Below are 26,475 nucleotides of genomic sequence, written 5' to 3'. Positions count from 1 at the left end.
ATGCATAAAGTAGTGTCGTTATTTGCCGGTAAGTCGATATCCTTTGTCGAAACGTCGATATATTAAAAAAATCGTTGATATATTTGAAGTTGTGTTCGATATATTTGAAAAATCGTTGATATAATTTCAAATCCTCAAAAAAAGAGAAAAGCAAAGCGATATCGCTTTGCTTTTTACTGTTTTTTCTTAGGTCTACGTACTAATTCGCCGCCGCAGTTTGGGCAAACGTTTTCTCTCTCTTCTGTGCATGGTGTACAAAATGTACATTCATACACACAAATGTAAGCTTCAGAGTTTGGTTGAAGAGATTGATCGCAAATTTGACAGTTGGTTTTCATTTCGAGTGCCATAGTAAGTCTCCTTTTAGTTTGAATATTTATAATTTAATTATAATTCATTAGATAGAAGTTGTCTTTTTCAATTGAAAGGAAATCGAATGATAAAGTTATGATTTGAAATGAAAGAAGCTCGTTTATTTTTAAATTGATTATTTAATAAGGTTGGAATATTATGAAATAGTCAAAAGACAACAGGGGGTATATATTTTGACTAATCATAACGATCATTTAAAAGCAAACTGCGAAAAATGCTTCGGTTTATGTTGCGTGGCGTTACCATTCGCAGCATCGGTAGATTTTGCGGTGAATAAAGATGGCGGGAAACCATGTTCTAACTTACAGTCAGATTTTAAATGTAGCATACATAAAAATCTTAGAGGAAAAGGTTATAAAGGTTGTACAGTGTTTGAGTGTTTCGGTGCTGGGCAGAAGATTTCGCAAGTTACATTTAACGGGATTGATTGGCGGCAAGATGCAAAGCATGCGAGAAAAATGTATGATGCTTTTCCGATTATGCATCAGCTTCATGAAATACTGTGGTATTTGAATGAGGCGATTCTGTTAAAGGCGACACAATCGATTCATAAAGAACTAAGTAAAGCGATTGAAGAGACGGAGCGCCTTTCAAATTTAACTGCGGACGAGTTAATGAAAGTAAATATTCCATTACACCGTGCGGAAGTCAATGTTTTACTTTTAGAAACGAGTGAGCTAGTTTGGAAGGAAATGAATCCAACGCGTAAGAAACGAATGAGTCATCGCGGAGCAGACCTTATGGGAGCGAATTTGAAAAAGAAAGATTTGCAAGGAGCGGATTTAAGAGGAGCTTACTTAATTGCGGCTAACTTAAATGGAACAAACTTAAGAGGAGCAGATCTTATCGGAGCAGATTTGCGAGATGCAGATATTCGCGGCGCTGATTTTACAAATAGTATTTTTCTGACGCAAGTTCAAATTAATGCGGCGAAAGGGGATACACATACGAAATTACCGAAAATGTTGTCCCGTCCATCGCATTGGAGTGCGTAAAGAGTATGGAGCAGGCAGAGATTAAAAATCTCTGCCTGTTTTTTATTTCTTTTCAAAAGTAGTAATGAAAACACTACATACAATAAGAATACCACCAATAAAAAAGTTACTATTTAATGTCTCATTTAAGAGCAGCCAACCAAGCAATGATCCGACGATAGGTTGGAAGAAGAAAAATAATGATCCGATGCTTGCGTCCATTAATTCCAATCCTTTATTCCAAAGGAAAAAGGCACCTGCTGTTGAGACGACTCCTAAGTAAACTACGCCTAATATTACGTACGTATTTATTGTTTCGAAAGAGGCTGATTGTAGTTCCCATATCATAAAAGGTGTAATAAAAAAGAGTGAAAAGAATATGGCGTACGTTGTAATAACTAAAGATGAAAATTGAGCGGAAGCGATTTTTACATAAATGGATAGTAAAGCCCACGTAATAGCGGCTCCAACTAATATGATTGTACCGATAAAATAGGACCCAATTTCAATATCCCATCCAATTACGATGATGACACCAATTGTCGCTATGATAATAGATAGAAGTCTACGGGCAGTTAGTTTTTCTTTTAAAATGATCGCCGCAAATATAACCATAAATGCTGGTGTGGCTGATGTTACTAACGAGCCTGTATGAGCGTCAGATAATTTTGTTCCGATAAATTGACATGTAATCGAAATGAAATATCCGATAAATCCAATCCAAGCGAATAAAATCCAATCTTTTTTGCGAATGGTTACTTTCTTCTTTTGCTTTTTCTCAGCTAATTTCAAAATTGCATATAAAACAACAAAAGCTATGATAAAGCGTAGCCAAACGAGTGTCAATGGTGGGATAAAGTCGAGTACGTATTTACTAACAACATACATACCGCCCCATATACTAGCTGCTAGTGATAAACATATAGCTCCTAAAATTGTTTGTTTCATGTAAAGTACCTCCGTCTATTTTTAGGGTATTATGAGTTCCCTAAGACGAGGCATAGTGTACGTGTTATATGAATGCCCGCCTTAGTTTATAGACGGCCTACAGGTTGATCGTTTTCGAATGAAGTGTTGTAGTACATGAGTGCATTCCTCCTTCATATTTTATAATGATATTATAACTTAATTTTCAGTTTATTGGGATGTTTCTTTAGAAAATGGAAATTGTTTAAGAAAGCATAGTATATGGTAGAAAAACATATTTTTAAAATAAAAGAAACCAATTACATAACTGATAAGTATAGTAACAGTAGGATGAAAAAGTAGATTAATAGAGAAAGAGGAGGAGATTGTTATAACTACAACCGTAATTTCTCATTTTTACAATGAAGAGTATTTATTACCGTGGTGGCTTGCTCATCATACGAAACTATTCGATCATGGCATTTTAATTAATAAAGGTTCAACAGATCGTTCGGTTGAAATTTGTAAAAAATTCGCACCACACTGGGAAGTGCGAGATGCTGCAAATCCGGAATTTGATGCACTAGCGACAGATCATGAAGTGATGATGGTAGAACAAGAAGTAAAGGGATGGAAAATGATTTTAAATACGACTGAGTTTCTTTGTGTACAAGATAAAAATCAGTTTTGGAAATCACTGAATGAATTGGGAGGGAGGATGTATTGGCTGGAAGGGCTTATTATGGTCGATGATCTTAACTATAATTATCCGGACCTTAACTTTGGGATACCTTTAATGAAACAGCGATTTCACGGCTATTTACCAGAAGATTGGGCGTTATGGAGAAGAGGTAGATTTATTCATAATCATGCACACGGAAGTTATACGGTTGGAAGACATTTATCTGCACATGAATCTATGATTTATCCGCCACTTGCTTGTATATTATGGTTTGGATTTAGTCCGTGGAATGATGCGATGAGAAAGCGGAAATTACAAATTGGTCCGACTCTTTCTGAAGCTAGTAAGCATGGGGGAATGGGAACGCATCATATTATAACACCTGAAAAATTAGAAGAATGGTATAAGGATTTAGCGAGAGGAGCGAAGGATTTACGTTTTAGTGAGGCGTATCGTTATGCTTTTTTATAAATGATTCCCACCATAAAATTGTTTCTTCGATTCCTGTATTTAGATTGTATGTTGGCTTCCAGTTTACTTCATTTTTTAAACGCTCTACATTAACGCCGACGAATAAAGGTTCATCTTTAGAGAAAGGGATCGCACCTAGTTTAATTAAATGTTCTTTTCCTATCTTTTTAGCAATGATAGAAGCTAATTCTTTAATTTGTACAGATTGACCAGAAGCGATATTGATTGTGCCTGTAACGCCGTGTTCTAATACAGTTACGAGAGCATCAGCGACGTCACCCACATGGAGGAAATCTCTTGATTGTTTTCCATGTGTACATAGTGCTTCCTCGTTCTTTAATAAGGAAGTGATAATGTTAGAAACGAGCCGATTCCCTTGTTCGTGAGGGCCGTACATATGGAAAATGCGGCCCCAACACATGCTGAGGCCTGTTTGCTCAGCGTATGATTGTAGCCAGGAATGTAGTGCGTTTTTACATAATGAATACGGGGTTTTATAGGAAAGAAGTGGTGAATCTTCAAATAGTACGCCGTTAAACCATTCATACTCTGCGCCAGTACCTGCAACAACGACTCGCTCTCCGCCGCATGTTGTGAAGTGTTGAATTAATGAGATGCTAGATGTAAGCCAATAGTAATTATGAATAGACACATAACACGCTGGCGGCACTGCTTCCCAAGCTAAATGAATGAGATGACTAGGTTTCATGTCGTAAATGAGTTTTTTTACTTCTTCATCGCAAAGTAAGTTTACTTTATGCCAATGGCAAGAAAGGTGAGAAGGTTTATTTGTATTGTAAGTGGCGTGCACTTCATAGCCCTTTTGTATAAGAGAATTTACAACATATTTACCAATCCATCCACTACCGCCTGTTATAAGGATTTTTTTCATGGCTCAATTACCTCAACTTCTGGTATCGTTACTAAAAATTTGCCGCCCCATTCACGAATAAAAGAGCATTCTTTCATAATTTCATCTTTCAAATTCCAAGGAAGTATGAGAATGTAATCTGGTTTTGTACGTTTAATTTCTTCTGGAGATTGTATTGGAATGCGGGTACCTGGTAGAAGGAGATTTTGTTTGTGAGGGTTTTTATCTACTGTATAAGCTAGAAATTCTTTTCCAATCCCGCAATAATTTAAAAGGGTGTTTCCTTTAGCAGGAGCACCATAACCTATAATTTGTTTGTTTAAAGCTTTTGCTTCTATAAAAAATTTTAAAATATTTATTTTCAATTGTTCGATGTGTTTAGAGAAAAGGAGATAGCAATCTAATGTATCTAGTCCGTGATCTACTTCTTTTTGGATTAAGTTTGTAACATTGGAATGGATAGTGGATGAGTCATTATGATGGTTTATAAAAATACGCAATGACCCACCGTGCGTTGAAAGTTCTTCTACATCAACAATTTGTAAATGATGGTGAGCTAAAACCTTTTGAAGACTTATAAGTGAGAAATAGGAGAAATGCTCATGGTATATAGTATCAAACTGTTTACATGATATGAGATTTAATAAGTGCGGGAATTCAATTGTTATCGTGCCATCTTGTTTTAATAACGTTTTTAAACCGGTGACAAAATCGTGTAAGTTCGGAACGTGTGCTAATACGTTATTTGCGACGATTAAATCTGCTTGCGGTAACTTTTTTGCTAAATCATTGCTGAAAAAATTTACTTCAGTAGGAATACCTTTTTGGATAGCGATTTCTGCTACATTTTTTGCTGGCTCAATTCCTAACGTCTCGATATTTTCTTTTTGAAAGTATTGTAATAAGTATCCGTCGTTACTCGCAATTTCAATTACTTTCGAATGGTTTGTTAAGTTAAAACGTTTCATAGCCATTTCTACGTATTGCTTAGCGTGTAGTAGCCAGCTTGATGAGTAAGAACTGAAGTATAAATAGTCATGAAAAATATTGTGCGGAGATTCAAATTCATCTAATTGTACAAGCAAACAAGAGTGACAAACAAATGTGTGCAGCGGATAAAATGGCTCCATTTTATCTGAGTTTTCAGGAGCTACAAATGAGTTAGCGAGAGGGGAAACTCCTAAATCTAAAAAAGTATTTGTTAGTAATGAGTGGCAAAAACGGCATTTTTTCTGTTCCATTTTATAGCCCCCTTATAAATTTTTGAATGCATCGATTTGTTGTCGTGTGAAAGATTCCATATTTTCACCAGATGCATATTTTTTGTACCAATCAACAGTCCAAGCGATAGAATGGTCTGTTGATAACTTAGGTGTCCAACCGAGTTTATTTACTGCTTTTGTACTGTCGAGTGTTAAAATAGGTGATTCATAAGGAGTGTCTGTATGAGGAGTAAGGATTGTTAGTGGTTGATTCCATAATTTCATTATAGATTGAATGACATCATGAACGGTTCTGTTAGGTTCATTCATCGGACCGAAATTCCACGCTTCTGCATATTCGGCGTCTTGCCCAAGTTTTTCGGCTAGAAGGGTATAGCCATGTAAAGGGTCTAATACGTGTTGCCACGGGCGAATAGCGTGTTTGTTTCTAATATTTAATGTAGCGTCTTGTAAATATGCACGAATGACATCTGGGAATAATCGGTCTTCTGCCCAATCACCACCGCCGATGACGTTACCCGCTCTTACTGAGGCAAGTTTTTGCGTATGAGTGCGGAAAAATGATTTTTGATAGGAAGTTGCAACTAGTTCAGCACACGCTTTACTAGCGCTATAAGGGTCGAAACCTCCTAGCCGGTCACTTTCCACGAATGCCTGGTTACCGCTCCCGTCATTTTCATAGCATTTATCACTTGTAACATTAATGATACTCCGTATACTTTCTATATGTTTTGCTGCTTCTAATACGTGAACAGTACCTAAAACATTCGTTTTAAATGTTTCGATAGGATTTTTGTATGAAATGGTGACAATTGGCTGGGCTGCTAAATGAAATAGTATGTCCGGGTTATGTTGCTGTAGGGCACGGAATAAAGAATCGTAATCTGTAATGTCGCCATTAATTGATGTGCACTCTTTTGCTACGTTACCTTGTTCAAAAAGGTTAGGAGTTGATGGAGGATGAGAAGAGTAGCCGATTACTTCTGCACCTAATGAAGTTAAAAAAAGGGTGAGCCATGAGCCTTTAAAGCCGGTATGTCCTGTAATAAATACTTTTTTCTTATTCCAAAAAGATGATGAAGCCATATTACCAAACCTTCCACGGAGCGTTATTATTTTCCCATAGCTCGACTAATTTATTTTTATCGCGCAATGTATCCATCGGATGCCAAAAACCAGTATGCTGAAATGCGGCTAATTCGTTTTTGTTTACTAGCTGAACTAAAGTGTCTGTTTCAAAAACTGACTTCTCTCCACTGATGTAATTGAAAACATCAGGATTTAAAATGAAAAATCCACCGTTAACCCATCCACCATCACCTAAAGGTTTCTCTTGAAAAGATGTGACAGACTGTTTATCTAAGACGAGAGAACCGAATCTCCCAGGAGGTTGTACGGCTGTAACAGTAGCTATTTTTCCGTGTTTTTTATGAAATGCAATAAGATCTTGTATATTTACATTGCTTAATCCATCACCATAAGTAAGGCAAAAAGGTTCATCCCCGACGTAATTTTGTATTTTTTTAACCCGTCCACCCGTTTCAGTATTTAGACCGGTATCGATCAGTGTAACTTTCCACGGTTCAATACGATGAGAATGGCTAGTAATTGTATTGTCGCTTAAATGGATTGTGAAATCTGACATGTGTAAGTTGTAATTTAGAAAGAATTCTTTAATTGCATATCCTTTATAGCCTAAGCAAATAATAAACTCAGTAATGCCGTAATGACTATACAAGCTCATAATGTGCCATAGAATAGGCTTTGTTCCAATTTCAATCATAGGTTTTGGTTTTAAATGCGTTTCTTCCCCAATCCGAGTCCCGTATCCACCAGCAAGAATAACAGCTTTCATTTTTTTCCTCCTAAAATAAAAAATATAGCATATACAGTATTTATATTGTATGCAAACGCTTTTGTTTTTGACTAAGTGAATACAAATGTGTGAAGAGTATTAAGGTTTGAATTTGGGGAATAACTGTTGAAATTCAGGGTGGTTACGTAGGTCTTGTATTGAGCTATTAAGGGTTAAAAATCGAGTTTCAAGTTCGTCAGAGGACTGGCCATAATGTGTTTGGAGTCCCATTTGAATACCCATTTTTGAAAGGGTAGGTGTAATTTGTAGTTTTCTTGCCTTTGCCCGATCATTCCAAGGACTAAAATAAAATTTTAAAATGAAAGAAGGATAGTTATAAACGATATGTTGGTGTCGCGAATAATGTCTACCAGAGAAATACGCGCCATCAAGATGGTTGTGTATAAATCTCCAGGCACATCCCAATGCTGGATTATAAGGGAAAAGTCCATGATATCGTTGTTCTACTAATGGGATAGAATACCTTAATTTTGAATAATTGTAATCATGCTTATCAATCATGACAATCATTCTAATCGCATACATATTTTGGTTTAGCGTATGAAGTGATGAGAAAAATTTATCTACATTATTACAACAAAGAAATTCCGTAGTATTTAATACCATCTTCCAACCTGAAACTTCTCTTTCAATTTCCATCACTTCAATATCAGTATTAGTGGGATCGAAATCAAGAAATCTCGAATTTCGTACTTCCCAGTTGGGAGCAAATAATTTACAAATTTCAACGGAACGATCTGTAGAACCTCTATTAATTAATATGCCGTGATCAAATATTTTTGTATGATGCATAAGCCACCATGGTAATAAATATTCCTCATTATAAAAGTGAGAGATAATTGTCCTAGTGATTTTAATCTCCTCCAATTACATAAATAATGATTTTATTTTAATATTATTATCATATGTTTTATCTTAAGTAAGGTTGAAAGAAACGTGTGATTCCATTTTTACATTTTGTTATCTGTATATTAAATAATGGCAATCAAACTATATAGATAGAATTATAGAGTGTGAATATACTACATACTTAGATGGCATGTGAAATTTTGTATAAATTATGAATAAGAAACCGTCACGTTTGACTGTACAGTTTATGTATTGTATGATGGTAGTAATATAAACAAGGGGGGGAAGATCGTTGGGAAGGTGTATCGAATCGGACAGTTGGCTCTCATGGCTCACGTGTCGAAACGAACGATTGATTATTATACGAATCTAGGAATCTTAAAAGCGGAGCGATCTCAATCTAATTATCGCTATTACGACGAAACAGCATTTGAGACATTACAATTTATTGAGAAGTGCAAAGAAATGCATATGCCGCTTTGTGAGATTAAAGAGAAAATCGAGGAGAAGAAGAAGCTGCTCGGTATCAATGAACACGTTTCGAAACAAGTGAATGAAGTGACAGACCATATTCATCGATTAGAAGCAGAGTTAACGGAGTTAAAGCCGCTTTTAGATGGATTGACTGATTCACAACGTGAAAAAATATCGAAATCTTTATCTGGTCAAACGACAGCTTTAATACAGACACTTGCTCTATTATTATAGAATAAAGTGAAATCCGACCTCTTTAATTTTTGTATCGGGCTATGTTTTCTAATGAACAAATAAGAAAACATTATAGTATACAGGAGGTGGACACCTTAGTTTTTTAAACTAAGGGGATTCATTGGAAATATTTAATTTAGTCATGGTTGCGATTTTAATCGCATTTACTGGATTTTTCGTAGCAGCAGAGTTTGCGATTGTAAAGGTACGTTCAAGTCGTATCGATCAGCTTGTTGCGGAAGGGAAACGCGGTGCTTTAGCAGCGAAAAAAGTAACAACAAATTTAGATGAATATTTATCTGCTTGTCAATTAGGTATTACAGTTACAGCTATGGGATTAGGTTGGTTAGGTGAACCGACAATCGAAAAGTTATTACACCCGTTATTTGAGAAATGGAACTTAAATCCTTCTGTTTCATCAGTATTAACATTTGGTCTTGCTTTTATGTTAATGACATATTTACACGTTGTAGTAGGGGAATTAGCTCCGAAAACGATGGCAATCCAAAAGGCTGAAAAAGTAACGTTGTTATTGGCAACACCGTTAATGATGTTCTATAAAATCATGTATCCATTTATTTGGGTATTAAACGGTTCAGCTCGTGTTGTAACTGGCATGTTCGGTTTAAAACCAGCTTCAGAACATGAAGTAGCTCATACAGAAGAAGAATTACGTCTTATCCTTTCAGAGAGTTATGAAAGCGGCGAAATTAACCAAGCTGAATACAAGTATGTAAATAACATTTTTGAATTTGATAATCGTATTGCAAAAGAGATTATGGTACCGCGAACAGAAATCGTTGGTTTCTACCTGGAAGATTCAGTAGAAGAACACATGAAAGTAATCCAAAATGAGCGATACACACGTTATCCGATTTTTGGAGAAGATAAAGATGATATTATCGGTATGGTCAATGTAAAAGATTTCTTTATTCGATATATGACCGAAGATCAAAAAGATTTATCATCCATTCGCTCGTATATGCGTCCGATTATTGAAGTGATGGAAACGACTCCAATTCACGATTTATTACTTCAAATGCAGAAGAAGCGAATTCCGATGGCTGTTTTATATGATGAGTACGGAGGAACAGCAGGGATTGTAACGCTTGAAGACATCTTGGAGGAAATCGTCGGCGAAATTCGTGACGAATATGATGAAGATGAAGCACCACCAATTCAGCATGTGAATGAGCACCATAAAATCGTTGATGGAAAAGTGCTTATTTCAGAAGTAAAAGATTTGTTTGGATTACACATTGAAGAAGACGATGTGGATACAATCGGTGGCTGGATTATGATGCAAAATCATGAAATTGAAGAAGGACAACATGTTGAGGCGGAAGGTTATGCATTTAAAGTGTTAGAAAAAGACGCTTACCAAATTAAACGTGTTGAAATTCGTAAGATGGAACAAGAGCAAGAAGAAGAGAAAGCAGCAACTGTGTAAGTTGCTGCTTTTCTTCTAAAGTATAAAAAATGCGAAATTAGGAGCGGATATTTTGATTCAAGCAGCCTTACGTGTATATCGATTACAATTGTATGTGATCTTTAGTGGTTTACTACTTATGTGGACGATTACTCCGTTTGGAAAACAAGTAACAGGGTTTGGTATCGGATTAGCTGTAAGTGCATATTGCCTTTGGTTATTAGCTCGCAGAGTAGAGAAACTCGGAAAAAGTATCGTAATGAAAGAAAAGGCTCCTGGATTAGGAATGTTAAACCGATTTGCAGCAGCCATTTTAGGGGCTATTATCATGTATGAAATTGAGCATGAAATGGAAATGTGGGCATTTGGTACAGGCATTTTAGGTGGTCACTTTTTAATGATTGCGAATTTAGCTTATGCAAATATGCAGTTAGTGAAAGAAGAAGAGAAGCAAAGGGAACATGCTTCGAAAAACATAGAGCTATGATGAAAGGGACCTAATGGGGTTCCTTTTTGTGTTTAAGCACGTTAATGAAGGTAATCAAAATTACGACAAATATAATACGCTTCTTTTTTACGTTTTTCAATAGTATGAAAAATATTGTAAAAAAATTTAAAAACCCATCGATTTCTAAAGGTTATGTATGTTATTATGACAAAAGACTTTTTGAAAGAGGTGGATACCAATGTTACAAGCGTTACTTATTTTTGTGCTTCAAATTATTTACGTTCCAATTTTGACAATCCGTACGATTTTGCTTGTAAAGAATCAAACAAGATCCGCTGCTGGTGTTGGATTGTTAGAAGGGGCTATTTACATTGTCAGTTTAGGTATTGTGTTTCAAGATTTATCAAATTGGATGAACATCGTTGCCTATGTCATTGGCTTTAGTACAGGACTATTATTAGGCGGTTATATAGAGAATAAATTAGCAATTGGTTATATTACGTATCAAGTTAGTTTACTAGACCGTTGTAATGAATTAGTAGATGAATTACGTCACTCTGGATTTGGCGTTACAGTATTTGAGGGCGAAGGTATTAATTCAATCCGTTATCGCTTAGATATCGTTGCAAAGCGTTCTAGAGAAAAAGAACTGTTAGAAATTATTAATGAAATTGCACCGAAAGCGTTTATGTCTTCTTATGAAATTCGTTCATTTAAAGGTGGATATTTAACGAAGGCGATGAAGAAGAGAGCGTTAATGAAAAAGAAAGATCATCATGCATCGTAAAGAAAAGGGAGTAGTGCAGCTTTAAAAGCATGGCATAATCTCAAAAATAAAAAAAGAGGAATCTATTTTGAAAAAGGTTCCTCTCTTTTTTATGGAAATTCCAATTTTTGTATTTTAAAATAATGCTAGGTAATAGATGAATTCATTCACTTCGGAGGTAGTTACTTGAACATTAACGAGAAGGCAATTGAAATGTTTGAACAAAATGAATATGAGGAAGCAATGAAGATGTTTCAACGAGCTGTACATGAATCTAGAGATGTACAATCTCTCAATAATCTTGCTTGGATGTACTTTTATGAGGAAGAAAATGACGATAAAGCTCTGGAATTAATAAAAGAAGTTGTGAAGCTGAATCCTTCCTCATACTTTCCTTATAACATATTAGGGGACATTTACATAAAACAAAAAAAGTGGGCAGAAGCAAAAGAAGCATTACAAAAATCTATTTTGATTCAACCATCGGATGAAGCATTTCACAATGTAGCTGTAGCACATTATAACCTTGGAGAGTTTGAAAAAGCTTCAGAATTTTTCTTGCGAGTTGCAGGGGATTCGGACTATATCATGTATATCTATGTAAAATGTTTAATCGATTTAGGACGAACGACAGAAGCGAAAGAGAAGTTAGATGCTTTTAACAGGAAATCTGATGATTTTGTAGGAGAAATTAATGTAGCAGATTTATACGTTGAGTTGAAGTGCTATAAAGAAGCCATTCAATGCTTCGAAAAGGGATACAAAGAAGTTTGGAAAAGCCCCGATTGGATTGGTAGATTTGTGTATGCTTTATATAAAGCTAATAACTACTCGCGGATAAATGAAGTGATACGGGAATCTATCGAAGCGAAAACAGCAGAAATAGAAGATGTTAAAAATGAAGAAGTAGAAGAAAACTGGACAGAAGAAGATAAGAAAGAGTTAATTGAGGAATATACAGAAGAAAATAATTGTTATAAAGCAATGATAGCACGTATCAAATCTGGATATGTTCCAGAGTTAGAATTTGAAACTTATCATTTAGGCGGTTGCTATTTATTTGGTTGTAAAAGACATAATCATCTTGAATATGGAGAGTGAAAAGATTCGACTGTCAAATATGATGGTCGAATCTTTTTATTATAGGTCACTTTTTGATTCCGAATAATGATTGTGGGGAAGGAGGAAGAGCATCATCCAGGACGATTGCGAAAGTGAAAAATTACCGGGCGAAGAGAAAAGGAAGATCAGGTTATAATGTGTAATTTATAGTAGGGGAAGAAAATGGGATGGGGGAATGTAGAATATGAAAGGGACACAAATGTTAGCGTTAAATAAAAAGTGCTGGGATACAGTGGCACCATATTTCTTTCAAGTAGATTGTTTACCGAAATATGGCCCGTATACAGCGTCTGAAGATGAGATTCATTTGTTTGATTCAATTAGAAATAAAAAGGTTCTTGATATTGGATGTGGGAGTGGGCATTCGTTGCAATATATGGCAGAACGTGGGGCGGAAGAGTTATGGGGTCTTGATCTTTCAAGTGAACAAATTAAAACAGCGAATGAAACGTTAAAGAGTTGGAAGCCAAAGTTAGTATGCGGAGCAATGGAAGAGGAAGTGGATATTCCGAAAGGGTATTTTGATATTGTATACTCCATTTACGCATTAGGATGGACTTCGAATTTAAGAAAAACGTTGGAACTGATTTATTCGTATGTAAAGCCAGGAGGAAGTTTTATTTTTAGTTGGGAGCACCCAGTATATTCAAATTTACAGTATGGTACAGAAGAAATTGCTTTTAAGTCTTCTTATCATGAGGAAACCCCTATTACGTTTGAAACATTTAAAGGGGAAAATGTACAAGCGACATTATATAAGAGAAAAATAAGTACATACATAAATGAGTTAAATAGAGTGGGATTTACAATTGAGAGAATAGAAGAGCCTGAACCATCGAGCTTATTTGATGAAGAACGAGCTGAACCTTCTACGAAATATTATTCTTTATATAAAGCTAGAATGGTGCCGACTACCTTTATTATTAAGGCGAGAAAGTAAAGTATTTTTACATAAAGAAGCCTATCGTTTCAAACACATGAAATGATAGGCTTCTTTATTTTTAAAAAAATGAGGTCAGGTGTGTACTTTTCTTATAAAAATGCATTTCATATAAAAGGTGTAATTATTTTTAGGAAGGGGGATTGTTGTGCGTCGTCATAGAAAGTGCAAAAAATTTGGAGTGGCACTGCCTCTTCCACTTATAGGAGCAACTGGTCCAACTGGTAATAGTGGTCCAATCGGTCCAACTGGAGGGCATGAAGGTCCTGTTGGGCCTCCGGGAATTACTGGTCCTACAGGAGCAACTGGTCCACAAGGTCCTCAAGGTATCGAGGGAATACAAGGTCCACGAGGGACAACAGGTGCTCAAGGAATACAAGGTGCCATTGGTGATACCGGAGAGCAAGGAATTACTGGTTCGATTGGCTTACAAGGTCTTCAAGGATTAATTGGAGAGCAAGGTCCAGTTGGTGATATTGGATTACAAGGAGTAGAAGGTATACAAGGAATTACAGGCCCTGCTGGTAGTCAAGGTCTACAAGGTCCCCCGGGGATAGAAGGGGAAATTGGAGAACAAGGGCAAACGGGCGCACAAGGAATGCAGGGAGAAATAGGTGTAACCGGGATATCAGGTGTAACGGGCCCACAAGGACTTCAAGGAGCGCAAGGAATACAAGGAGAGGACGGAACGACAGGTCTACAAGGAGAAGAAGGTCCACAAGGCATACAAGGAATTACTGGAGAGCAAGGACACCAAGGTGATCAAGGAATACAAGGTGTAATTGGCCCAACTGGTTCTACTGGAATACAAGGACCTCAAGGGATAAGCGGAATAAAGGGGATAACAGGTGTAATAGGTCCTCAAGGCCCACAAGGTGGTCAAGGAATACAAGGGATAAATGGATCCACAGGTTTTCAAGGAGCAAAAGGAGCACGTGGTATAACAGGAGCAACTGGAAGTATTGGTATGCAAGGACCAGAAGGCCCTCCGGGTGCTCCGACGGGAACAACCGGTCCAATTGGTCCATCTAGTGGAGTGACTGGTCCATCTGGCCCACCCGGTCCACCTGGGGGGCCAACAGGTCCAACAGGTGAAACCGGTGCACATGGTGTAACAGGCGGAACTGGTGCAATTGGAGTACAAGGGTTACAAGGTATAACTGGTCCCACTGGCCCTCAAGGTGTAAGGGGAGCACAAGGTTCTCAAGGGGTAATTGGTGTAGCTGGAATGCAAGGTGCACAAGGTTCTCAAGGTAACCAAGGAGTAACAGGAGCAACAGGTGCAGAAGGTCCCCAAGGAACTCAAGGTCCACAGGGAGAAATTGGTCCAACAGGTGCAGAAGGTCCTAAAGGTGTGCAAGGAATACAAGGGATAACGGGTCAGGCAGGAGCACAAGGAATACAAGGGTTACAAGGGATAATCGGTCCCACTGGCACAACAGGAGCGGCAGGAGCCCAAGGTCCACAAGGAATACGAGGGGAAACAGGAGCAGCTGGAGCACAAGGGATACAAGGGCCTCAAGGAATACAAGGAGAAACAGGAGCAGCTGGATTGCAAGGGATACAAGGACCTCAAGGAATACAAGGGGTAATTGGATTAACTGGTGCGCAAGGTGCACAAGGTCTTCAAGGAGTCCAAGGAATAATCGGTCCAACTGGTGTGATTGGTTTGCAAGGACCTCAAGGAACACAAGGTATAGTAGGCCCAACAGGAGCGCAAGGTTCTCAAGGTATGCAAGGGATACAAGGAATAACAGGTCCGACAGGTGCACAAGGAATTAGAGGGCCTCAAGGGAATCTAGGAGAAAACGGGATAACAGGATCACAAGGAGTGCAAGGTGCGCAAGGTAATCAGGGACCTGAAGGACCACAAGGAAATGTTGGGATTACGGGGGAAACTGGAGAAACAGGAGCGACAGGAGAAACAGGGGCGACCGGTGCGCAAGGTATACAAGGTGCTCAAGGGATTATGGGAATACAAGGAAATACAGGAGTGACAGGACCTACCGGTGCAACAGGAGTAACCGGAATACAAGGTGTGCAAGGTATTCAAGGAATACAAGGTCCAACTGGAGTAAGGGGAATAACAGGGGTTAACGGTAGTATAGGTCCAGCTGGAGCGCAAGGTAGTCAAGGGCCGATTGGAGCTGTAGGACCTACTGGAGTAACTGGTAGTCAAGGGCCTATAGGTTTTTTAGGAATTGTAGGTGCAACAGGAGCGACTGGCTTACCTAGCGGTGGCGGTTATTTCTTTTCTACCTCAACAAGTGCAATTGCAGCGAATGCATTAGTACCAATTAATTCCGGATCTACAGTTTTTGGTTCTGATGTGAGTTTAACAAATGCAACAACTGTAACGTTAAGTACACCGGGAATATATTTAGTAAGCTATTATTTTCAAGGTGATCCAAATGGGGGGAATGAAACGATTTCCGTGAGGCTTACGTTAAATGGAACGCAAGTCGCAGGAAGTTTTATTTTTTATGTTACAGGAGGGACTTTTGTATTAGAACCAGCGATTTCTAATACGATGGTCATTAATGTTGCTTCTTCAAATGCTACTTTATCTTTGCAAAATGGCCCATTAGTTATTGGGCATGTAACGACATTATCTGGTGTGATAACTGCTAGTTTAAATGTATTAAAAATAGTTTAATACGTTAGTGATAACGGGGGAGATGCTTGTGAGGGATCAAGATAAGTGTAGTAAGTTTCAAGCACCTATTCCTTTTCCGGCGTCAGGTATTACGGGGCCGACTGGTCCAACGGGTCCGACAGGTTCTTTAGGTGGACCGACTGGCCCGCAAGGAATACAAGGCGTACAAGGACCAATTGGTCCAACCGGTCCGACAGGAATTCAAGGAGTGCAAGGTGTGCAGGGAGAGATTGGTCCAACGGGTCCAATGGGTTTAACAGGACCAAGGGGGGCTCAAGGTAACCAAGGGCCGACGGGAGAACAAGGTCCACAGGGGATACAAGGAGTTCAAGGTATTCAAGGTGAACGGGGGCCGACTGGCCCAACCGGAATACAAGGTATACAAGGAATACCAGGGCCAATGGGAGAAACAGGTTCAACCGGAATACAAGGTATACAAGGTATGCAAGGTGAAATGGGGCAGGCGGGTCCAACCGGAATACAAGGTATACAAGGAGTGCAAGGTGAAATTGGTCCGACTGGTCCAACGGGAAATACGGGTATACAAGGTGTTCAAGGGAATTTAGGAGGTAGTGGATTACAAGGTGTAACAGGTATACAAGGTATTCAAGGTCCGATGGGGCCGACCGGTCCAACAGGTTTACAAGGAATACAAGGAGAACAAGGGCTGATGGGACCAACAGGTGCAACTGGTGTTCAAGGTTTACAAGGTCCACAAGGTGATATGGGCCTAACCGGCCCAACTGGTTCTCAGGGGATACAAGGAGTGCAAGGTGTAATAGGACCAACAGGTGCAACTGGCTTGCAAGGTGATCCAGGTCCAACAGGATCGACAGGTCAGGCGGGAGTAACTGGTCCAACAGGATCTGCAACGGGTCCAACCGGAGCAACAGGTCCAACCGGTCCGCCAGGAGGCCCGACCGGTCCAACGGGTCCAGCCGGATCGCCGGGAGGTCCAACCGGTCCAACTGGAGCAACGGGGGCAACTGGGGCGACAGGAGCAACAGGCGCGACTGGAATACAAGGAGTACAAGGAATACAGGGACCGACAGGGGTAACAGGTTTAACAGGTTTGCAAGGCGTACAGGGTCCAATGGGGGCAACAGGTCCAACGGGTGACCAAGGGATTCAAGGTCCACAAGGAGTAGAGGGGGCAACCGGCCCAACCGGAATACAAGGTTTACAAGGAGTACAAGGACCAATAGGAGCAACCGGTCAGGCAGGTCAACAAGGAGTGCAAGGGGCACAAGGGCCAATTGGTCCAACCGGACCGCAAGGAATACAAGGAATACAAGGTGAGCAAGGAGTAATGGGAGCTACTGGACCAACAGGTTTACAGGGTCTGCAAGGAATCCAAGGCCCAATCGGCCCAATCGGTCCTCAAGGTTTACAAGGAGTGCAAGGTCCAAGTGGAATAACTGGTCCAACCGGTCCTCAAGGAATACAAGGAATACAGGGGCCACAAGGAAGCATCGGCCCAACCGGTCCGACTGGAATTCAAGGCGTGCAAGGTCCAGAGGGTCCAACTGGTCCAACGGGTGCAACAGGCCCGCAAGGAATACAGGGAATACAAGGGATTCAGGGTCCAACCGGTCCACAGGGCATTCAAGGTCTTCAAGGAATACAAGGTCCGATTGGTCCAACAGGCCCAACTGGACCGCAAGGAATCCAAGGAATAACCGGATCAACAGGTGCAACCGGTCCAACTGGGGCAACAGGACCGACGGGAGCAACTGGTCCACAAGGAATCCAAGGAATTCAGGGGCCGCAAGGGGTAACGGGGCAAGCGGGAGCAACAGGCGAGACAGGAGCAACCGGTCCACAAGGCGTGCAAGGAATCCAAGGGCCACAAGGGATAACGGGGCAGGCCGGAGCAACCGGAGTGACTGGAATAACAGGCCCACAAGGAATCCAAGGAATTCAAGGTCCACAAGGTGTGATGGGAGCAACCGGATCAACGGGAGCGACGGGAGTGACTGGTGCGACAGGGCCGACAGGAATACAAGGCATACAAGGAATAAGAGGAGCAACAGGGGGAACGGGAGTAACAGGCCCAACCGGTGCCACGGGCCCAACAGGCTTAACAGGAGCAACCGGATCATCTGCAATATCAACAGGGGGCGGTTATTTCTTTTCTACCTCAACGAGTGCAATTGCAGCAAATGCCAACATCCCAATTAATTCTGGATCCACTGTATATGGAACTGGTGTATCTTTAACTAGTGCCACAACGGTTACCGTATCTACACCAGGCATATATTTGGTAAGTTATTATTTTCAAGGAGACGCAAGTGCTGGGAATGAGACAGTATCTGTCAGATTATTATTAAATGGAGCTCAACTAACAGGGAGTTTTATACAAAACGTAACGACATCAACTGTAGTAATCGAACCTGCCATTTCAAATACGCTTCTTGTGAATGTAACGAGTGCTAATTCAACATTAATATTACAAAATGGTCCATTAGGTGTAGGGCATGTGACGACTATAGCAGGTGCGATTACGGCAAGTTTAAATGTAGTGAGAATATTATAAGGAATATAAAAAACACAAGGAATGTCTGTATAGACACACCTTGTGTTTTTTTCTTTATCTTTTCGGTTGAAAAATATGTTGAAAGAAGTATTTGTGATGTAAGTTATCTACAACTTTATTTGCTTGATATGTGCGGTGTTGTTCGAGTCGAAGTCTTTGCTCCATCATTTTGATTGCGTGATCAGATAAACGTAACATTATACATGTCTCCTTTTCTATAAATATAGGTGTCTATTGGTATCGATCCCATATTTATAATTAAGGAGGTACACTGTGTAACATAGGCAAAAAGCACCTTCCTCTCCCATTACGCTTACGAGGTTAGCTGTCGGACTCGGGAAGTGAGAGTTTCCCTACTTAAATAAGATTCGCCCCAAGTAGCATGGCTACAAAAATGGTTCCCCCGCTCCAAAATTTGGACTCAGCAAAAGGTTTTATAAAGTAAAAGATAACATAAATAAATTGATGAGTCAAACTATTTGTTGTTTTCTGATTTTTTTAGTGAGGTTAAAATCACTCCATCAGGTAATATGATATCCTTTACTTCAATAAATCCATGTTTTTTATATAAAGACAGAGCGGGGGTATTTTCTTTCCCTGTTTGTACAATATATGTTTGTGAAGGGGAGAACATGTCAAATACATATAGTAGTAGTTTTGTTGCAATTCCTTTATGAAAATGATCAGGGGATACTACTAAACGATGAATATCAACTTCCTCTTCATCCATTTTAAAAGAAATAAACCCGGCAAGCGTATCTTCATAAAAATAGCCGTGAAAAATTTCATCACATGATTGAATATCGGCTACAGTATCATAAAGACGAGGGATAGCCGTACTATTTATATATTTTGCTTCAATTTCATAAGCGGGTATTTGAATGTTTAAAATAGAAGTAGCGGTGTTGTGAGAAGTAGTAATTAATTTTTGAATCATAGGGTAAAACCTCCTTGTAGACTTTATTTTCATAGATTTGACAAGATTTTTCTTTATTGGATATAATAATTATAATAGTTACATAACAATTTAGTATGAAAAAGAAATACACCATAATAGAAATGGAGGGCTAAAAATGGGATGGATTATCACATTAATAGTTGGTGCTATTATAGGTGCAATTGCAGGTTCTATAACGGGTAAAAATTTTCCAGGTGGTATGTTCGGAAATATTATCGCAGGTTTATTAGGTGCTTCGTTAGGTGGTAGATTATTTGGATCTTTTGGGCCATCATTTGGTGGGATTCATGTCGTACCAGCATTATTAGGGGCAATCGTGTTAATTCTTATTGTATCATTTGTAGTGAAAGCTGCAAGGAAATAAAGATATAGATCATGATGAAAAGCCCTGAATAAGGGCTTTTCATCATTCGAAGAGGTGGTTTCGTTGGAGAAATTAAATATTAGAAAAAGAGATAAGTTGAAAAAGTTTTTTAGAGAGCAAAATTATTTAGCGGTATTACTTGGCTTTGCGTTATTGTTTATTAACATATTACTGCTAACAAAAATTTCTTTTGTGTTTACTCCGTTTATCGTCTTTTTAAAAACAATTTTCTTCCCCGTATTATTAGCGGGTGTACTATTTTATATTTTGCATCCATTCGTTTCGCTTTTAGAAAAGAAAGGTGTTTCAAGAATCGTGTCAATCGCTTCTATATATATAATAGTACTAGGATTATTTGTGTTTTTAGTTGTAACAGTAATCCCGATTATTAAAGATCAAATTGATGCATTAATAGATAACTTACCGTATTTCGGTCATGAAATTGAACGAGCAGCACGTAGATTTGGGGAAAGTAATTTACTAGGTAAAATTCAGGAGAATTTAAATATTGATGTAGCGAGTATGGTAAAAGACTATACAGTTGATTTTACGAAGTCGTTATCATCAGTAACAGGAAATGTAACTGGATTTTTAAGTACTATTACAGAAGTCGTTTTAACGTTTGTAATGGTTCCATTTATATTGTTCTACCTTTTAAAAGATGGTGAACAATTACCGAATCACTTTTTAAAGTTTATTTCAGAACAAAGACAACCAGCAGCGATGAGAATACTAGATGATATGCATTATGCGATTAGCTCATATATTAGAGGGCAAATTATCGTTAGCTTGTTTATCGGTATTATGCTATTAATCGGTTACCTTATCATTGGTATTAAATATGCGGTACTGCTCGCTATTTTAGCGATGATTGTAAATATCGTTCCGTACGTAGGACCAATCATCGCAATTACACCAGCTTTAATTATCGCATTTATCGACTCGCCATCAATGGTGCTAAAAGTAATTATCGTTATGATGATTGTACAATTAGCAGAAGGTAAATTTATTTCTCCGCAAGTAATGGGGAAAAAGTTAGACATTCACCCGATTACTATCATTTTTATTATTTTAACTGCCGGAAATTTATTTGGTATTATGGGGATTATTTTAGCAATTCCAGGGTATGCGATATTAAAAGTGTTAGTGACGCACGGGTATAGATTTGTTAAGTTGAATACGTGAAAAAAAAGCTAAAACAGGTAAGACTGTTTTAGCTTTTTTTCATTTATAGTTTTGTTATAGTAAACAAATTCACCTTATGCGTATGCTTTTAATTCAATAATAGGTAGATTGCTTTCCTTTAGTTTGTAATCAAATATTAAATCGTCCATACGAAAATTATCATCTACTTCAAGAGAAATGAAAGTACCCCCGATTTCTATTTGCTTTCCGTTCTCATTTTCAAAATTGAGCGTACCGTCAAATGTTTCTATGTACTCATCGCAGGTGTATACATATATAGCGATAGGTGTGAAATGTATAATTACCCCTAAAGTATCATCGTTAGTCTGAATAACGCTCGTAACTTTATTCATTTTTTTAGTAAACCAACCCAAAACATCACCTCGTTTTTGTAGTACAAATCGATTCTATATATATTGATTATATATCGTTCGGAATAAATTGGTAATCACTATTGCTAAAATCTAACAAAAAAAGAAAATTCAGTTTTAGATGAACGAGAAATGTGATAAACTGTAAAAAATAACGAAAAGCAATGAAAGAGAAGAGTACATATTCAAAACTTTTCAGAGAGCTGATGTGTGGTGGAAATCAGTAAGGGATGAATATGGAATGGGCTCTGGAGCTTCTAACTGAAATGAGTAGGTAAAGACGGTTGCTTCACGTTAAGAAGTTGAAGTGAGCTATAATGATAGCTAATTAAGGTGGTACCGCGGGAGTCTCTCGTCCTTTTTAAGGATGAGGGGCTCTTTTTATTTTGAGAAAGGAGGAGTTAGGATGAGTGAGAAAATAATGTTAACTGGGATTAAGCCGACAGGTTATCCGCATTTAGGAAATTATATTGGCGCAATTAAACCTGCGTTGCAAATGTCAAAGAAGAATGAAGGGAAAGCATTGTATTTCATAGCTGATTATCATGCGTTAAATGCTGTGCATGATCCGGGTCAGTTTAGTAGTTATACGAAAGAGGTAGCAGCTACTTGGTTATCACTCGGACTTGGAGAAGATGTTATTTTTTACAGGCAAACAGAAGTGCCGGAGATTCTAGAACTAGCTTGGATATTAGCTTGCCTAACTCCGAAAGGTCTTATGAACCGTGCCCATGCGTATAAAGCGAAGGTAGAGCAAAATAAAGAAGCGGGTTTAGAGGTCGATGCAGGGGTTAATATGGGGTTATATACGTACCCGATTTTAATGGCGGCTGATATATTATTATTTCAAGCAACTCATGTACCTGTCGGAAAAGATCAAATTCAGCATATTGAAATAGCGCGTGATATTGCGGCGTATTTTAATCATACATTTGGCATGACGTTTACGCTTCCAGAGTATGTCATACAAGAAGAAGGTGCCATATTACCTGGCCTTGATGGAAGAAAAATGAGTAAAAGTTACGGAAATGTGATCCCGTTATTTGCAGAACAAGAAAAACTACGAAAGTTAATATTTAAAATCAAAACAGATTCTTCACTCCCAAATGAACCGAAAGAACTAGAAACGTTATTTATGATATATAAAGAATTTGCGACAGAAGATGAAATGCAGTCTATGCGTGAAAAGTATGAGACTGGCATTGGATGGGGCGATGTGAAAAAAGAGTTGTTTCGTGTTATAGACCGCGAATTAGCTGAACCTCGTGAAAAATATGAGATGTATATGAATGAGCCGAATTTATTATATGAAGCGTTAGAAAAAGGTGCTGAGCGGGCAAGAGAAATCGCGAAGGTAAATTTAGCAGAAATAAAGAAACGGATTGGATTTGAGAGGGAACGTTAAGCGTTCCCTTGTTTTTGTCGGTAATCAGTAACAATCCTCTCAATAACAGAAGGAAGATTACTAGGTAACTCATCAAGTGGAAAAAAGCATAGTTCTTTCGATTCCGTTTGGTCGCATACAAGCTCACCGTGGAATTCATGGCAAATATAAACAACGAGTACACCGTGTACTTGATCGCCGTTTGGATAGATTTGAAAGAAATCGGGTCCTGAGTATGTCCGGAATAGTTTTTGATTTTTAATAATAAGTCCAGTTTCTTCAAATACTTCTCGCTTTAAAGCATCTTCTAATGTTTCGTTATATTCTAATGCACCTCCAATAATGCCCCAGCGGTTAAAATCTGTACGGAGTTGCAGTAATATTTCATTTTTCTCATTTAATATAATGGCGTGTGAACCTATTAAAATAAGTGGATGATTTCCTACTAAATTTCTCATGTCTTCAATATAACCCATGTCATTTCTCCTTGTTTTTAATAATAGTTAGGAAGTTCTTTTAACATTCTTTCTGTTTTACGTGATGTATAGGCTAAGTTGTGATCATCTTTTGTTCTGAAAAATAATGTGCGTAAAAAGGTTTTAATGTTGGCACATAAAATACAATACTCATTAAGCGAAAGGCGTTTTCTAATTTGAGGAAGCCTTTTTATTTTTTTATGAATAATAGAGACTAACTCATCTTGCGGGAAGTCATGATACAGCATTGCTAGTAACGGTGTAATAATGCGTTCGTCTTCGTTATTATGAAAAAGATCAGATGGGATAAAAATTTTATTTAATAAACAATGGATTAATTCCCCGTACCATTCAAAGGTCGTATAGGAATTGTGAACAATTTCAGTAAAGGCATCTGATACGTGGGCAATACAATGAGCCCATCCTTTATTTTCAATATAGCCTCGAAAATCCGTTTCTAAGTTTGTATATGAAATGAGTTTGTTTTTTATTTCTTCGATATCCTCCTCTGTAAAAAAGTAGTGGGAGTTAGCGAATTGGAGTATTAGCGCAATTAATGAAACAGTGTAAGAACGTGTGAAAACCCCATCTGTATGTGGGGAGTGAATGTCACAATATAAATACTCATCACTTAAACAAGTATGTAAAAGTAATTTCAGCTGATCATCCATAAGGAATTCATGATGAATGAAATAGGAAAAGCATTTATATATAAGTTGGTAGCGAACGTAACTATCAGTTGTTCCGACATACTGAAGCATGTTAAGTGTCAACTCATTAATATCTATATGTTGCAGTTGCGTATAGTCATTTTGTTGTATAAGCTCTAACTGTTGTTGCAATGCTGTAATATCCAATGGAGAACCTCCTCCGCACTTTAAAGATGCGATGTTTTCTAGTATTCTATATATTCAAGGACAATCCTGCTCATGCAAGGAGAACAAGTAGAAATTCGAGTATGACATAGATGAGGGAAGTATATGATGACTATAGAACAGTTAGAAAAACATTTTAAAATAAGAAGAAATGCTTCTTCTATCATGATAAAAGAAAATAATGCAGAGCCTTTTACAGAAGAACAATTAAAGGAAATGATGCAGTATTGCGTTACTGAGGCTGAAAAAGAGGGACTAGAAAATTTACATTTTGAGATTTCTTCAAAAAGCCCGAATTATGATGTGTATAAAAAATGCTTCGAAACGTATTTATTTGAATATGTTACTGAAAACATAATTGTGTTTAAGGATATATATGAAGTAGAAGATGTAGAAAGTGAAATTGATTATAAGCTTATTGAAGAGATTGGCGAAGACGTTTTTTACTCACTGTGGAATGAAGTGACGGGAAAACAAATCGATTATGATCAATTTGTAAATATGATGTTGCAAGAAATCGGTGAGCAATGGAAAGAACATTGTTTAACAGCAAGTATCAATGAAGAGCCGATAGGAATTGTAATCCCGCATATTGAGAGAGGTACGTTAGAAGAGGGGAAACTCATGTATTTCGCAGTCGCTCCAAATGTGCGAAATAAAGGGTATGAAGCAGCATTCTTTAAAGGAGCAATGTTTGTCTTAAAAGAAATAGGTGCATCTTATTATATTGGCGAGACAAATGTACAAAATGAGTGGATGAAGGATGTTTTTGAAAAGAACGGATGTCAGTTGCTGAGCAGTACTGAGCGATATGTGAGGAAGTTTTAGGTGATGAACAAATTACATACGTATTTCGAGGGAATCCGTGTACAACTTATGAACAAGTAAAAGAACTTCTTGCCTATTTGTAAGATAAAAAGAAAAATGAGAACGACAAAATAGATATTTCTATAATACAATAAAGAAAGATTCGATTATATGAGAAAGCGTTGGTGAAAGAATGGAGCAGCAAAGAAATTGGTTACAAGCGACTGTAGAAAGAAATGAAGATAATACGTTATATATAAAGTGGGAAAATAATATAGAAGAAGTTCGTATTTACTGGAGTACTTCACCAGAGCATATTGAAGAAAATGGAGAATTACTTGCAACGATAAATGGAGAGTCATCATGTACAATTGAAAACCCGAGTGAAAATGAGCGTCCATATTTTAGACTAGTAGGAAGTAATGGACAAGCAGTGACAGTAGCTGAGCGTAGATTACCATTACAAGGGGCGTTTAACTTCCGTGATATGGGAGGATATGAAACGACTGAAGGCCGTAAAGTAAAATGGGGCAAGTTGTACCGTTCTGAAGAATTAGCAGGGCTAACAGAATCGGATATCGACTATTTACAAAAGTCTGGCTTAAAGTTAATTTGTGACTACCGTACAGACTTTGAGGTAAAGCATAAGCCAAATCCTGAGATTACAGGTGCTCGTCAAGTGTGCTTACCAGTTATGCAAGATTTAGCGAAAGACTTGAATATAAATGAATTTTTCCAAGTTGGTGACCTTTCTATGTTAGGGAAACCAGGCGAGTATCTTATGAAAATGAATCAAGATTTCGTAAGTGGTAATGAAGCATTCGTGAGCTTCTTAAACTTAGCGCAAAATCCAGAAAACTTACCGTTAGTCAACCACTGTACAGCTGGAAAAGACCGTACTGGATTTGGATCGGCACTGTTATTACTTTTACTAGGTGTACCGGAAAAAACAGTAATGGAAGACTACTTACTAAGTAACGGTTTCCGTGAAAAGTTAAATGAAAAAATGATGGCCTTTTTAGGTGCAAAATTACAAAACGATGAAAGTAGAGCGATATTAGGTGCGATGTTTGAAGCTCGTGCTGAGTATTTACAAGCTGCGATTGATGAAGTGAAAAAGCAATACGGTTCAGTTGAAGCGTATGCTGAAAAAGCACTTGGCTTTACGAAAGAGTCGCTAGAAGAAATGAAAGTGTTATTGCTAGAAGAGAAATAAGAAGGAGGGA

General features: G+C 38.1%; 27 protein-coding genes, 1 pseudogene, 1 riboswitch and 1 other annotated feature. Of the genes and pseudogenes, 16 read left to right on the top strand and 12 right to left on the bottom strand.

Features of this window, described 5'->3' with window-relative positions; all coding sequences use genetic code 11:
• Positions 1-173: 173 nt before the first annotated feature.
• Positions 174-350 carry a DUF1272 domain-containing protein gene (locus tag FOT98_RS13670; RefSeq protein WP_063261538.1) on the bottom strand — a complete coding sequence of 59 codons (177 nt, stop codon included), beginning with the start codon at positions 348-350 and terminating at the stop codon, positions 174-176.
• A 195-nt stretch (positions 351-545) separates the two neighbouring features.
• Between FOT98_RS13670 and FOT98_RS13665 the strand changes: the two genes are divergently transcribed.
• A complete protein-coding gene (locus FOT98_RS13665) occupies positions 546-1,367 on the top strand; it encodes a pentapeptide repeat-containing protein (protein WP_063261537.1) in 822 nt (273 codons plus the stop codon).
• 42 nt (positions 1,368-1,409) lie between these two features.
• Here the strand turns inward: FOT98_RS13665 and FOT98_RS13660 are convergent, their stop codons facing one another.
• The gene (locus FOT98_RS13660; protein ID WP_063261536.1) at positions 1,410-2,294 is read right to left on the bottom strand and encodes a DMT family transporter; all 885 of its coding nucleotides are present in this window, start codon (positions 2,292-2,294) and stop codon (positions 1,410-1,412) included.
• Between the two features lie 325 nt (positions 2,295-2,619).
• Here FOT98_RS13660 and FOT98_RS13655 point away from each other — a divergent pair, with 325 nt between their 5' ends.
• Positions 2,620-3,405 (top strand): glycosyltransferase family 2 protein, encoded by a 786-nt coding sequence (locus tag FOT98_RS13655; RefSeq protein WP_080467647.1) that lies wholly within the window; start codon positions 2,620-2,622, stop codon positions 3,403-3,405.
• Here the strand turns inward: FOT98_RS13655 and FOT98_RS13650 are convergent.
• From FOT98_RS13650 to FOT98_RS13630, 5 genes are all read right to left on the bottom strand, one after another.
• Positions 3,374-4,297, bottom strand: coding sequence for an NAD-dependent epimerase/dehydratase family protein (locus FOT98_RS13650; RefSeq protein WP_063261534.1), 924 nt, complete (start codon positions 4,295-4,297; stop codon positions 3,374-3,376). The genes FOT98_RS13655 and FOT98_RS13650 overlap by 32 nt on opposite strands.
• Positions 4,294-5,517, bottom strand: coding sequence for a class I SAM-dependent methyltransferase (locus FOT98_RS13645; protein ID WP_063261533.1), 1,224 nt, complete (start codon positions 5,515-5,517; stop codon positions 4,294-4,296). The genes FOT98_RS13650 and FOT98_RS13645 overlap by 4 nt, the downstream gene beginning before the upstream one ends.
• Before the next feature lie 12 nt (positions 5,518-5,529).
• Positions 5,530-6,585 carry a CDP-glucose 4,6-dehydratase gene (gene rfbG, locus FOT98_RS13640; protein ID WP_063261532.1) on the bottom strand — a complete coding sequence of 352 codons (1,056 nt, stop codon included), beginning with the start codon at positions 6,583-6,585 and terminating at the stop codon, positions 5,530-5,532.
• Position 6,586: 1 nt separating this feature from the next.
• A complete protein-coding gene (rfbF, locus tag FOT98_RS13635; RefSeq protein ID WP_061678953.1) occupies positions 6,587-7,354 on the bottom strand; it encodes a glucose-1-phosphate cytidylyltransferase in 768 nt (255 codons plus the stop codon).
• Positions 7,355-7,453: 99 nt separating this feature from the next.
• Entirely contained in the window at positions 7,454-8,167 is a 714-nt protein-coding gene (locus FOT98_RS13630) for a hypothetical protein (RefSeq protein WP_063261531.1), read from the bottom strand.
• A gap of 357 nt (positions 8,168-8,524) precedes the next feature.
• On the opposite strand from FOT98_RS13630, the gene FOT98_RS13625 reads away from it, so the two are divergent.
• The 9 genes and pseudogenes from FOT98_RS13625 (at position 8,525) to FOT98_RS13585 (ending at position 18,829) form a co-directional block, all read left to right on the top strand.
• Positions 8,525-8,932 (top strand): MerR family transcriptional regulator, encoded by a 408-nt coding sequence (locus tag FOT98_RS13625; protein WP_000285637.1) that lies wholly within the window; start codon positions 8,525-8,527, stop codon positions 8,930-8,932.
• 121 nt (positions 8,933-9,053) lie between these two features.
• Complete coding sequence (locus FOT98_RS13620; RefSeq protein ID WP_063261530.1) at positions 9,054-10,382, top strand: hemolysin family protein; 1,329 nt, start codon at positions 9,054-9,056, stop codon at positions 10,380-10,382.
• 52 nt (positions 10,383-10,434) lie between these two features.
• Positions 10,435-10,848: an ATP synthase subunit I gene (locus FOT98_RS13615; RefSeq protein WP_063261529.1), complete on the top strand. Its 414-nt coding sequence runs from the start codon at positions 10,435-10,437 to the stop codon at positions 10,846-10,848.
• Positions 10,849-11,047: 199 nt separating this feature from the next.
• Entirely contained in the window at positions 11,048-11,596 is a 549-nt protein-coding gene (locus FOT98_RS13610; RefSeq protein ID WP_002172712.1) for a DUF2179 domain-containing protein, read from the top strand.
• A 165-nt stretch (positions 11,597-11,761) separates the two neighbouring features.
• Entirely contained in the window at positions 11,762-12,676 is a 915-nt protein-coding gene (locus tag FOT98_RS13605; RefSeq protein ID WP_063261528.1) for a tetratricopeptide repeat protein, read from the top strand.
• 77 nt (positions 12,677-12,753) lie between these two features.
• Positions 12,754-12,840, top strand: a pseudogene (locus FOT98_RS13600) (CGNR zinc finger domain-containing protein); the annotation flags it as partial.
• Between the two features lie 41 nt (positions 12,841-12,881).
• The gene (locus tag FOT98_RS13595) at positions 12,882-13,637 is read left to right on the top strand and encodes a class I SAM-dependent methyltransferase (RefSeq protein ID WP_063261527.1); all 756 of its coding nucleotides are present in this window, start codon (positions 12,882-12,884) and stop codon (positions 13,635-13,637) included.
• Between the two features lie 148 nt (positions 13,638-13,785).
• Complete coding sequence (locus FOT98_RS13590) at positions 13,786-16,293, top strand: collagen-like protein (RefSeq protein WP_063261526.1); 2,508 nt, start codon at positions 13,786-13,788, stop codon at positions 16,291-16,293.
• A 22-nt stretch (positions 16,294-16,315) separates the two neighbouring features.
• Positions 16,316-18,829, top strand: coding sequence for a BC_3345 family exosporium-associated protein (locus tag FOT98_RS13585; protein WP_080467646.1), 2,514 nt, complete (start codon positions 16,316-16,318; stop codon positions 18,827-18,829).
• Positions 18,830-18,883: 54 nt separating this feature from the next.
• Here FOT98_RS13585 and FOT98_RS32370 read toward each other — a convergent pair whose 3' ends face one another.
• Both FOT98_RS32370 and FOT98_RS13580 read right to left on the bottom strand, forming a co-directional pair.
• Entirely contained in the window at positions 18,884-19,027 is a 144-nt protein-coding gene (locus tag FOT98_RS32370) for a hypothetical protein (RefSeq protein ID WP_000945246.1), read from the bottom strand.
• 96 nt (positions 19,028-19,123) lie between these two features.
• Positions 19,124-19,266, bottom strand: a riboswitch (cyclic di-AMP (ydaO/yuaA leader).
• Between the two features lie 38 nt (positions 19,267-19,304).
• Positions 19,305-19,766: a GNAT family N-acetyltransferase gene (locus FOT98_RS13580; protein WP_063261524.1), complete on the bottom strand. Its 462-nt coding sequence runs from the start codon at positions 19,764-19,766 to the stop codon at positions 19,305-19,307.
• Between the two features lie 136 nt (positions 19,767-19,902).
• Between FOT98_RS13580 and FOT98_RS13575 the strand changes: the two genes are divergently transcribed.
• Both FOT98_RS13575 and FOT98_RS13570 read left to right on the top strand, forming a co-directional pair.
• A complete protein-coding gene (locus FOT98_RS13575; RefSeq protein ID WP_000539721.1) occupies positions 19,903-20,151 on the top strand; it encodes a GlsB/YeaQ/YmgE family stress response membrane protein in 249 nt (82 codons plus the stop codon).
• A 63-nt stretch (positions 20,152-20,214) separates the two neighbouring features.
• A complete protein-coding gene (locus tag FOT98_RS13570) occupies positions 20,215-21,336 on the top strand; it encodes an AI-2E family transporter (protein WP_063261523.1) in 1,122 nt (373 codons plus the stop codon).
• A gap of 74 nt (positions 21,337-21,410) precedes the next feature.
• Here the strand turns inward: FOT98_RS13570 and FOT98_RS13565 are convergent, their stop codons facing one another.
• Entirely contained in the window at positions 21,411-21,710 is a 300-nt protein-coding gene (locus FOT98_RS13565) for a hypothetical protein (protein WP_063261522.1), read from the bottom strand.
• A gap of 152 nt (positions 21,711-21,862) precedes the next feature.
• Positions 21,863-22,070, top strand: a binding site (T-box leader).
• 4 nt (positions 22,071-22,074) lie between these two features.
• Here FOT98_RS13565 and FOT98_RS13560 point away from each other — a divergent pair.
• Positions 22,075-23,112 carry a tryptophan--tRNA ligase gene (locus tag FOT98_RS13560; protein ID WP_144291072.1) on the top strand — a complete coding sequence of 346 codons (1,038 nt, stop codon included), beginning with the start codon at positions 22,075-22,077 and terminating at the stop codon, positions 23,110-23,112.
• Here FOT98_RS13560 and FOT98_RS13555 read toward each other — a convergent pair.
• Together FOT98_RS13555 and FOT98_RS13550 are read right to left on the bottom strand one after the other, a co-directional pair.
• A complete protein-coding gene (locus FOT98_RS13555) occupies positions 23,109-23,567 on the bottom strand; it encodes an NUDIX hydrolase (RefSeq protein ID WP_063261520.1) in 459 nt (152 codons plus the stop codon). The genes FOT98_RS13560 and FOT98_RS13555 overlap by 4 nt on opposite strands.
• Positions 23,568-23,584: 17 nt before the next feature.
• Positions 23,585-24,424, bottom strand: coding sequence for a DUF2785 domain-containing protein (locus FOT98_RS13550; protein ID WP_063261519.1), 840 nt, complete (start codon positions 24,422-24,424; stop codon positions 23,585-23,587).
• 123 nt (positions 24,425-24,547) lie between these two features.
• Between FOT98_RS13550 and FOT98_RS13545 the strand changes: the two genes are divergently transcribed.
• Positions 24,548-25,270 carry a GNAT family N-acetyltransferase gene (locus FOT98_RS13545; RefSeq protein WP_063261518.1) on the top strand — a complete coding sequence of 241 codons (723 nt, stop codon included), beginning with the start codon at positions 24,548-24,550 and terminating at the stop codon, positions 25,268-25,270.
• 172 nt (positions 25,271-25,442) lie between these two features.
• Entirely contained in the window at positions 25,443-26,465 is a 1,023-nt protein-coding gene (locus tag FOT98_RS13540) for a tyrosine-protein phosphatase (protein WP_063261517.1), read from the top strand.
• The last annotated feature ends 10 nt before the right edge of the window (positions 26,466-26,475 follow it).

The organism is Bacillus sp. HY001 (genome assembly GCF_007558965.1).
Taxonomy (GTDB): domain Bacteria; phylum Bacillota; class Bacilli; order Bacillales; family Bacillaceae_G; genus Bacillus_A; species Bacillus_A mobilis.
Note: the sequence above shows the minus strand (reverse complement) of the source record. Positions and strands in the feature narration are given on the sequence as shown.

What these genes read in the sequence shown, in the direction of transcription:
- FOT98_RS13670 (WP_063261538.1), bottom strand. Translation starts at nt 350, where the DNA reads ATGGCACTCGAAATGAAAACCAACTGTCAAATTTGCGATCAATCTCTT.
- FOT98_RS13650 (WP_063261534.1), bottom strand. Translation starts at nt 4,297, where the DNA reads ATGAAAAAAATCCTTATAACAGGCGGTAGTGGATGGATTGGTAAATAT.
- FOT98_RS13660 (WP_063261536.1), bottom strand. Translation starts at nt 2,294, where the DNA reads ATGAAACAAACAATTTTAGGAGCTATATGTTTATCACTAGCAGCTAGT.
- FOT98_RS32370 (WP_000945246.1), bottom strand. Translation starts at nt 19,027, where the DNA reads ATGTTACGTTTATCTGATCACGCAATCAAAATGATGGAGCAAAGACTT.
- FOT98_RS13580 (WP_063261524.1), bottom strand. Translation starts at nt 19,766, where the DNA reads ATGATTCAAAAATTAATTACTACTTCTCACAACACCGCTACTTCTATT.
- FOT98_RS13540 (WP_063261517.1), top strand. Translation starts at nt 25,443, where the DNA reads ATGGAGCAGCAAAGAAATTGGTTACAAGCGACTGTAGAAAGAAATGAA.
- rfbF (WP_061678953.1), bottom strand. Translation starts at nt 7,354, where the DNA reads ATGAAAGCTGTTATTCTTGCTGGTGGATACGGGACTCGGATTGGGGAA.
- FOT98_RS13585 (WP_080467646.1), top strand. Translation starts at nt 16,316, where the DNA reads ATGCTTGTGAGGGATCAAGATAAGTGTAGTAAGTTTCAAGCACCTATT.
- rfbG (WP_063261532.1), bottom strand. Translation starts at nt 6,585, where the DNA reads ATGGCTTCATCATCTTTTTGGAATAAGAAAAAAGTATTTATTACAGGA.
- FOT98_RS13645 (WP_063261533.1), bottom strand. Translation starts at nt 5,517, where the DNA reads ATGGAACAGAAAAAATGCCGTTTTTGCCACTCATTACTAACAAATACT.
- FOT98_RS13595 (WP_063261527.1), top strand. Translation starts at nt 12,882, where the DNA reads ATGAAAGGGACACAAATGTTAGCGTTAAATAAAAAGTGCTGGGATACA.
- FOT98_RS13630 (WP_063261531.1), bottom strand. Translation starts at nt 8,167, where the DNA reads ATGCATCATACAAAAATATTTGATCACGGCATATTAATTAATAGAGGT.
- FOT98_RS13610 (WP_002172712.1), top strand. Translation starts at nt 11,048, where the DNA reads ATGTTACAAGCGTTACTTATTTTTGTGCTTCAAATTATTTACGTTCCA.
- FOT98_RS13575 (WP_000539721.1), top strand. Translation starts at nt 19,903, where the DNA reads ATGGGATGGATTATCACATTAATAGTTGGTGCTATTATAGGTGCAATT.
- FOT98_RS13545 (WP_063261518.1), top strand. Translation starts at nt 24,548, where the DNA reads ATGATGACTATAGAACAGTTAGAAAAACATTTTAAAATAAGAAGAAAT.
- FOT98_RS13560 (WP_144291072.1), top strand. Translation starts at nt 22,075, where the DNA reads ATGAGGGGCTCTTTTTATTTTGAGAAAGGAGGAGTTAGGATGAGTGAG.
- FOT98_RS13555 (WP_063261520.1), bottom strand. Translation starts at nt 23,567, where the DNA reads ATGGGTTATATTGAAGACATGAGAAATTTAGTAGGAAATCATCCACTT.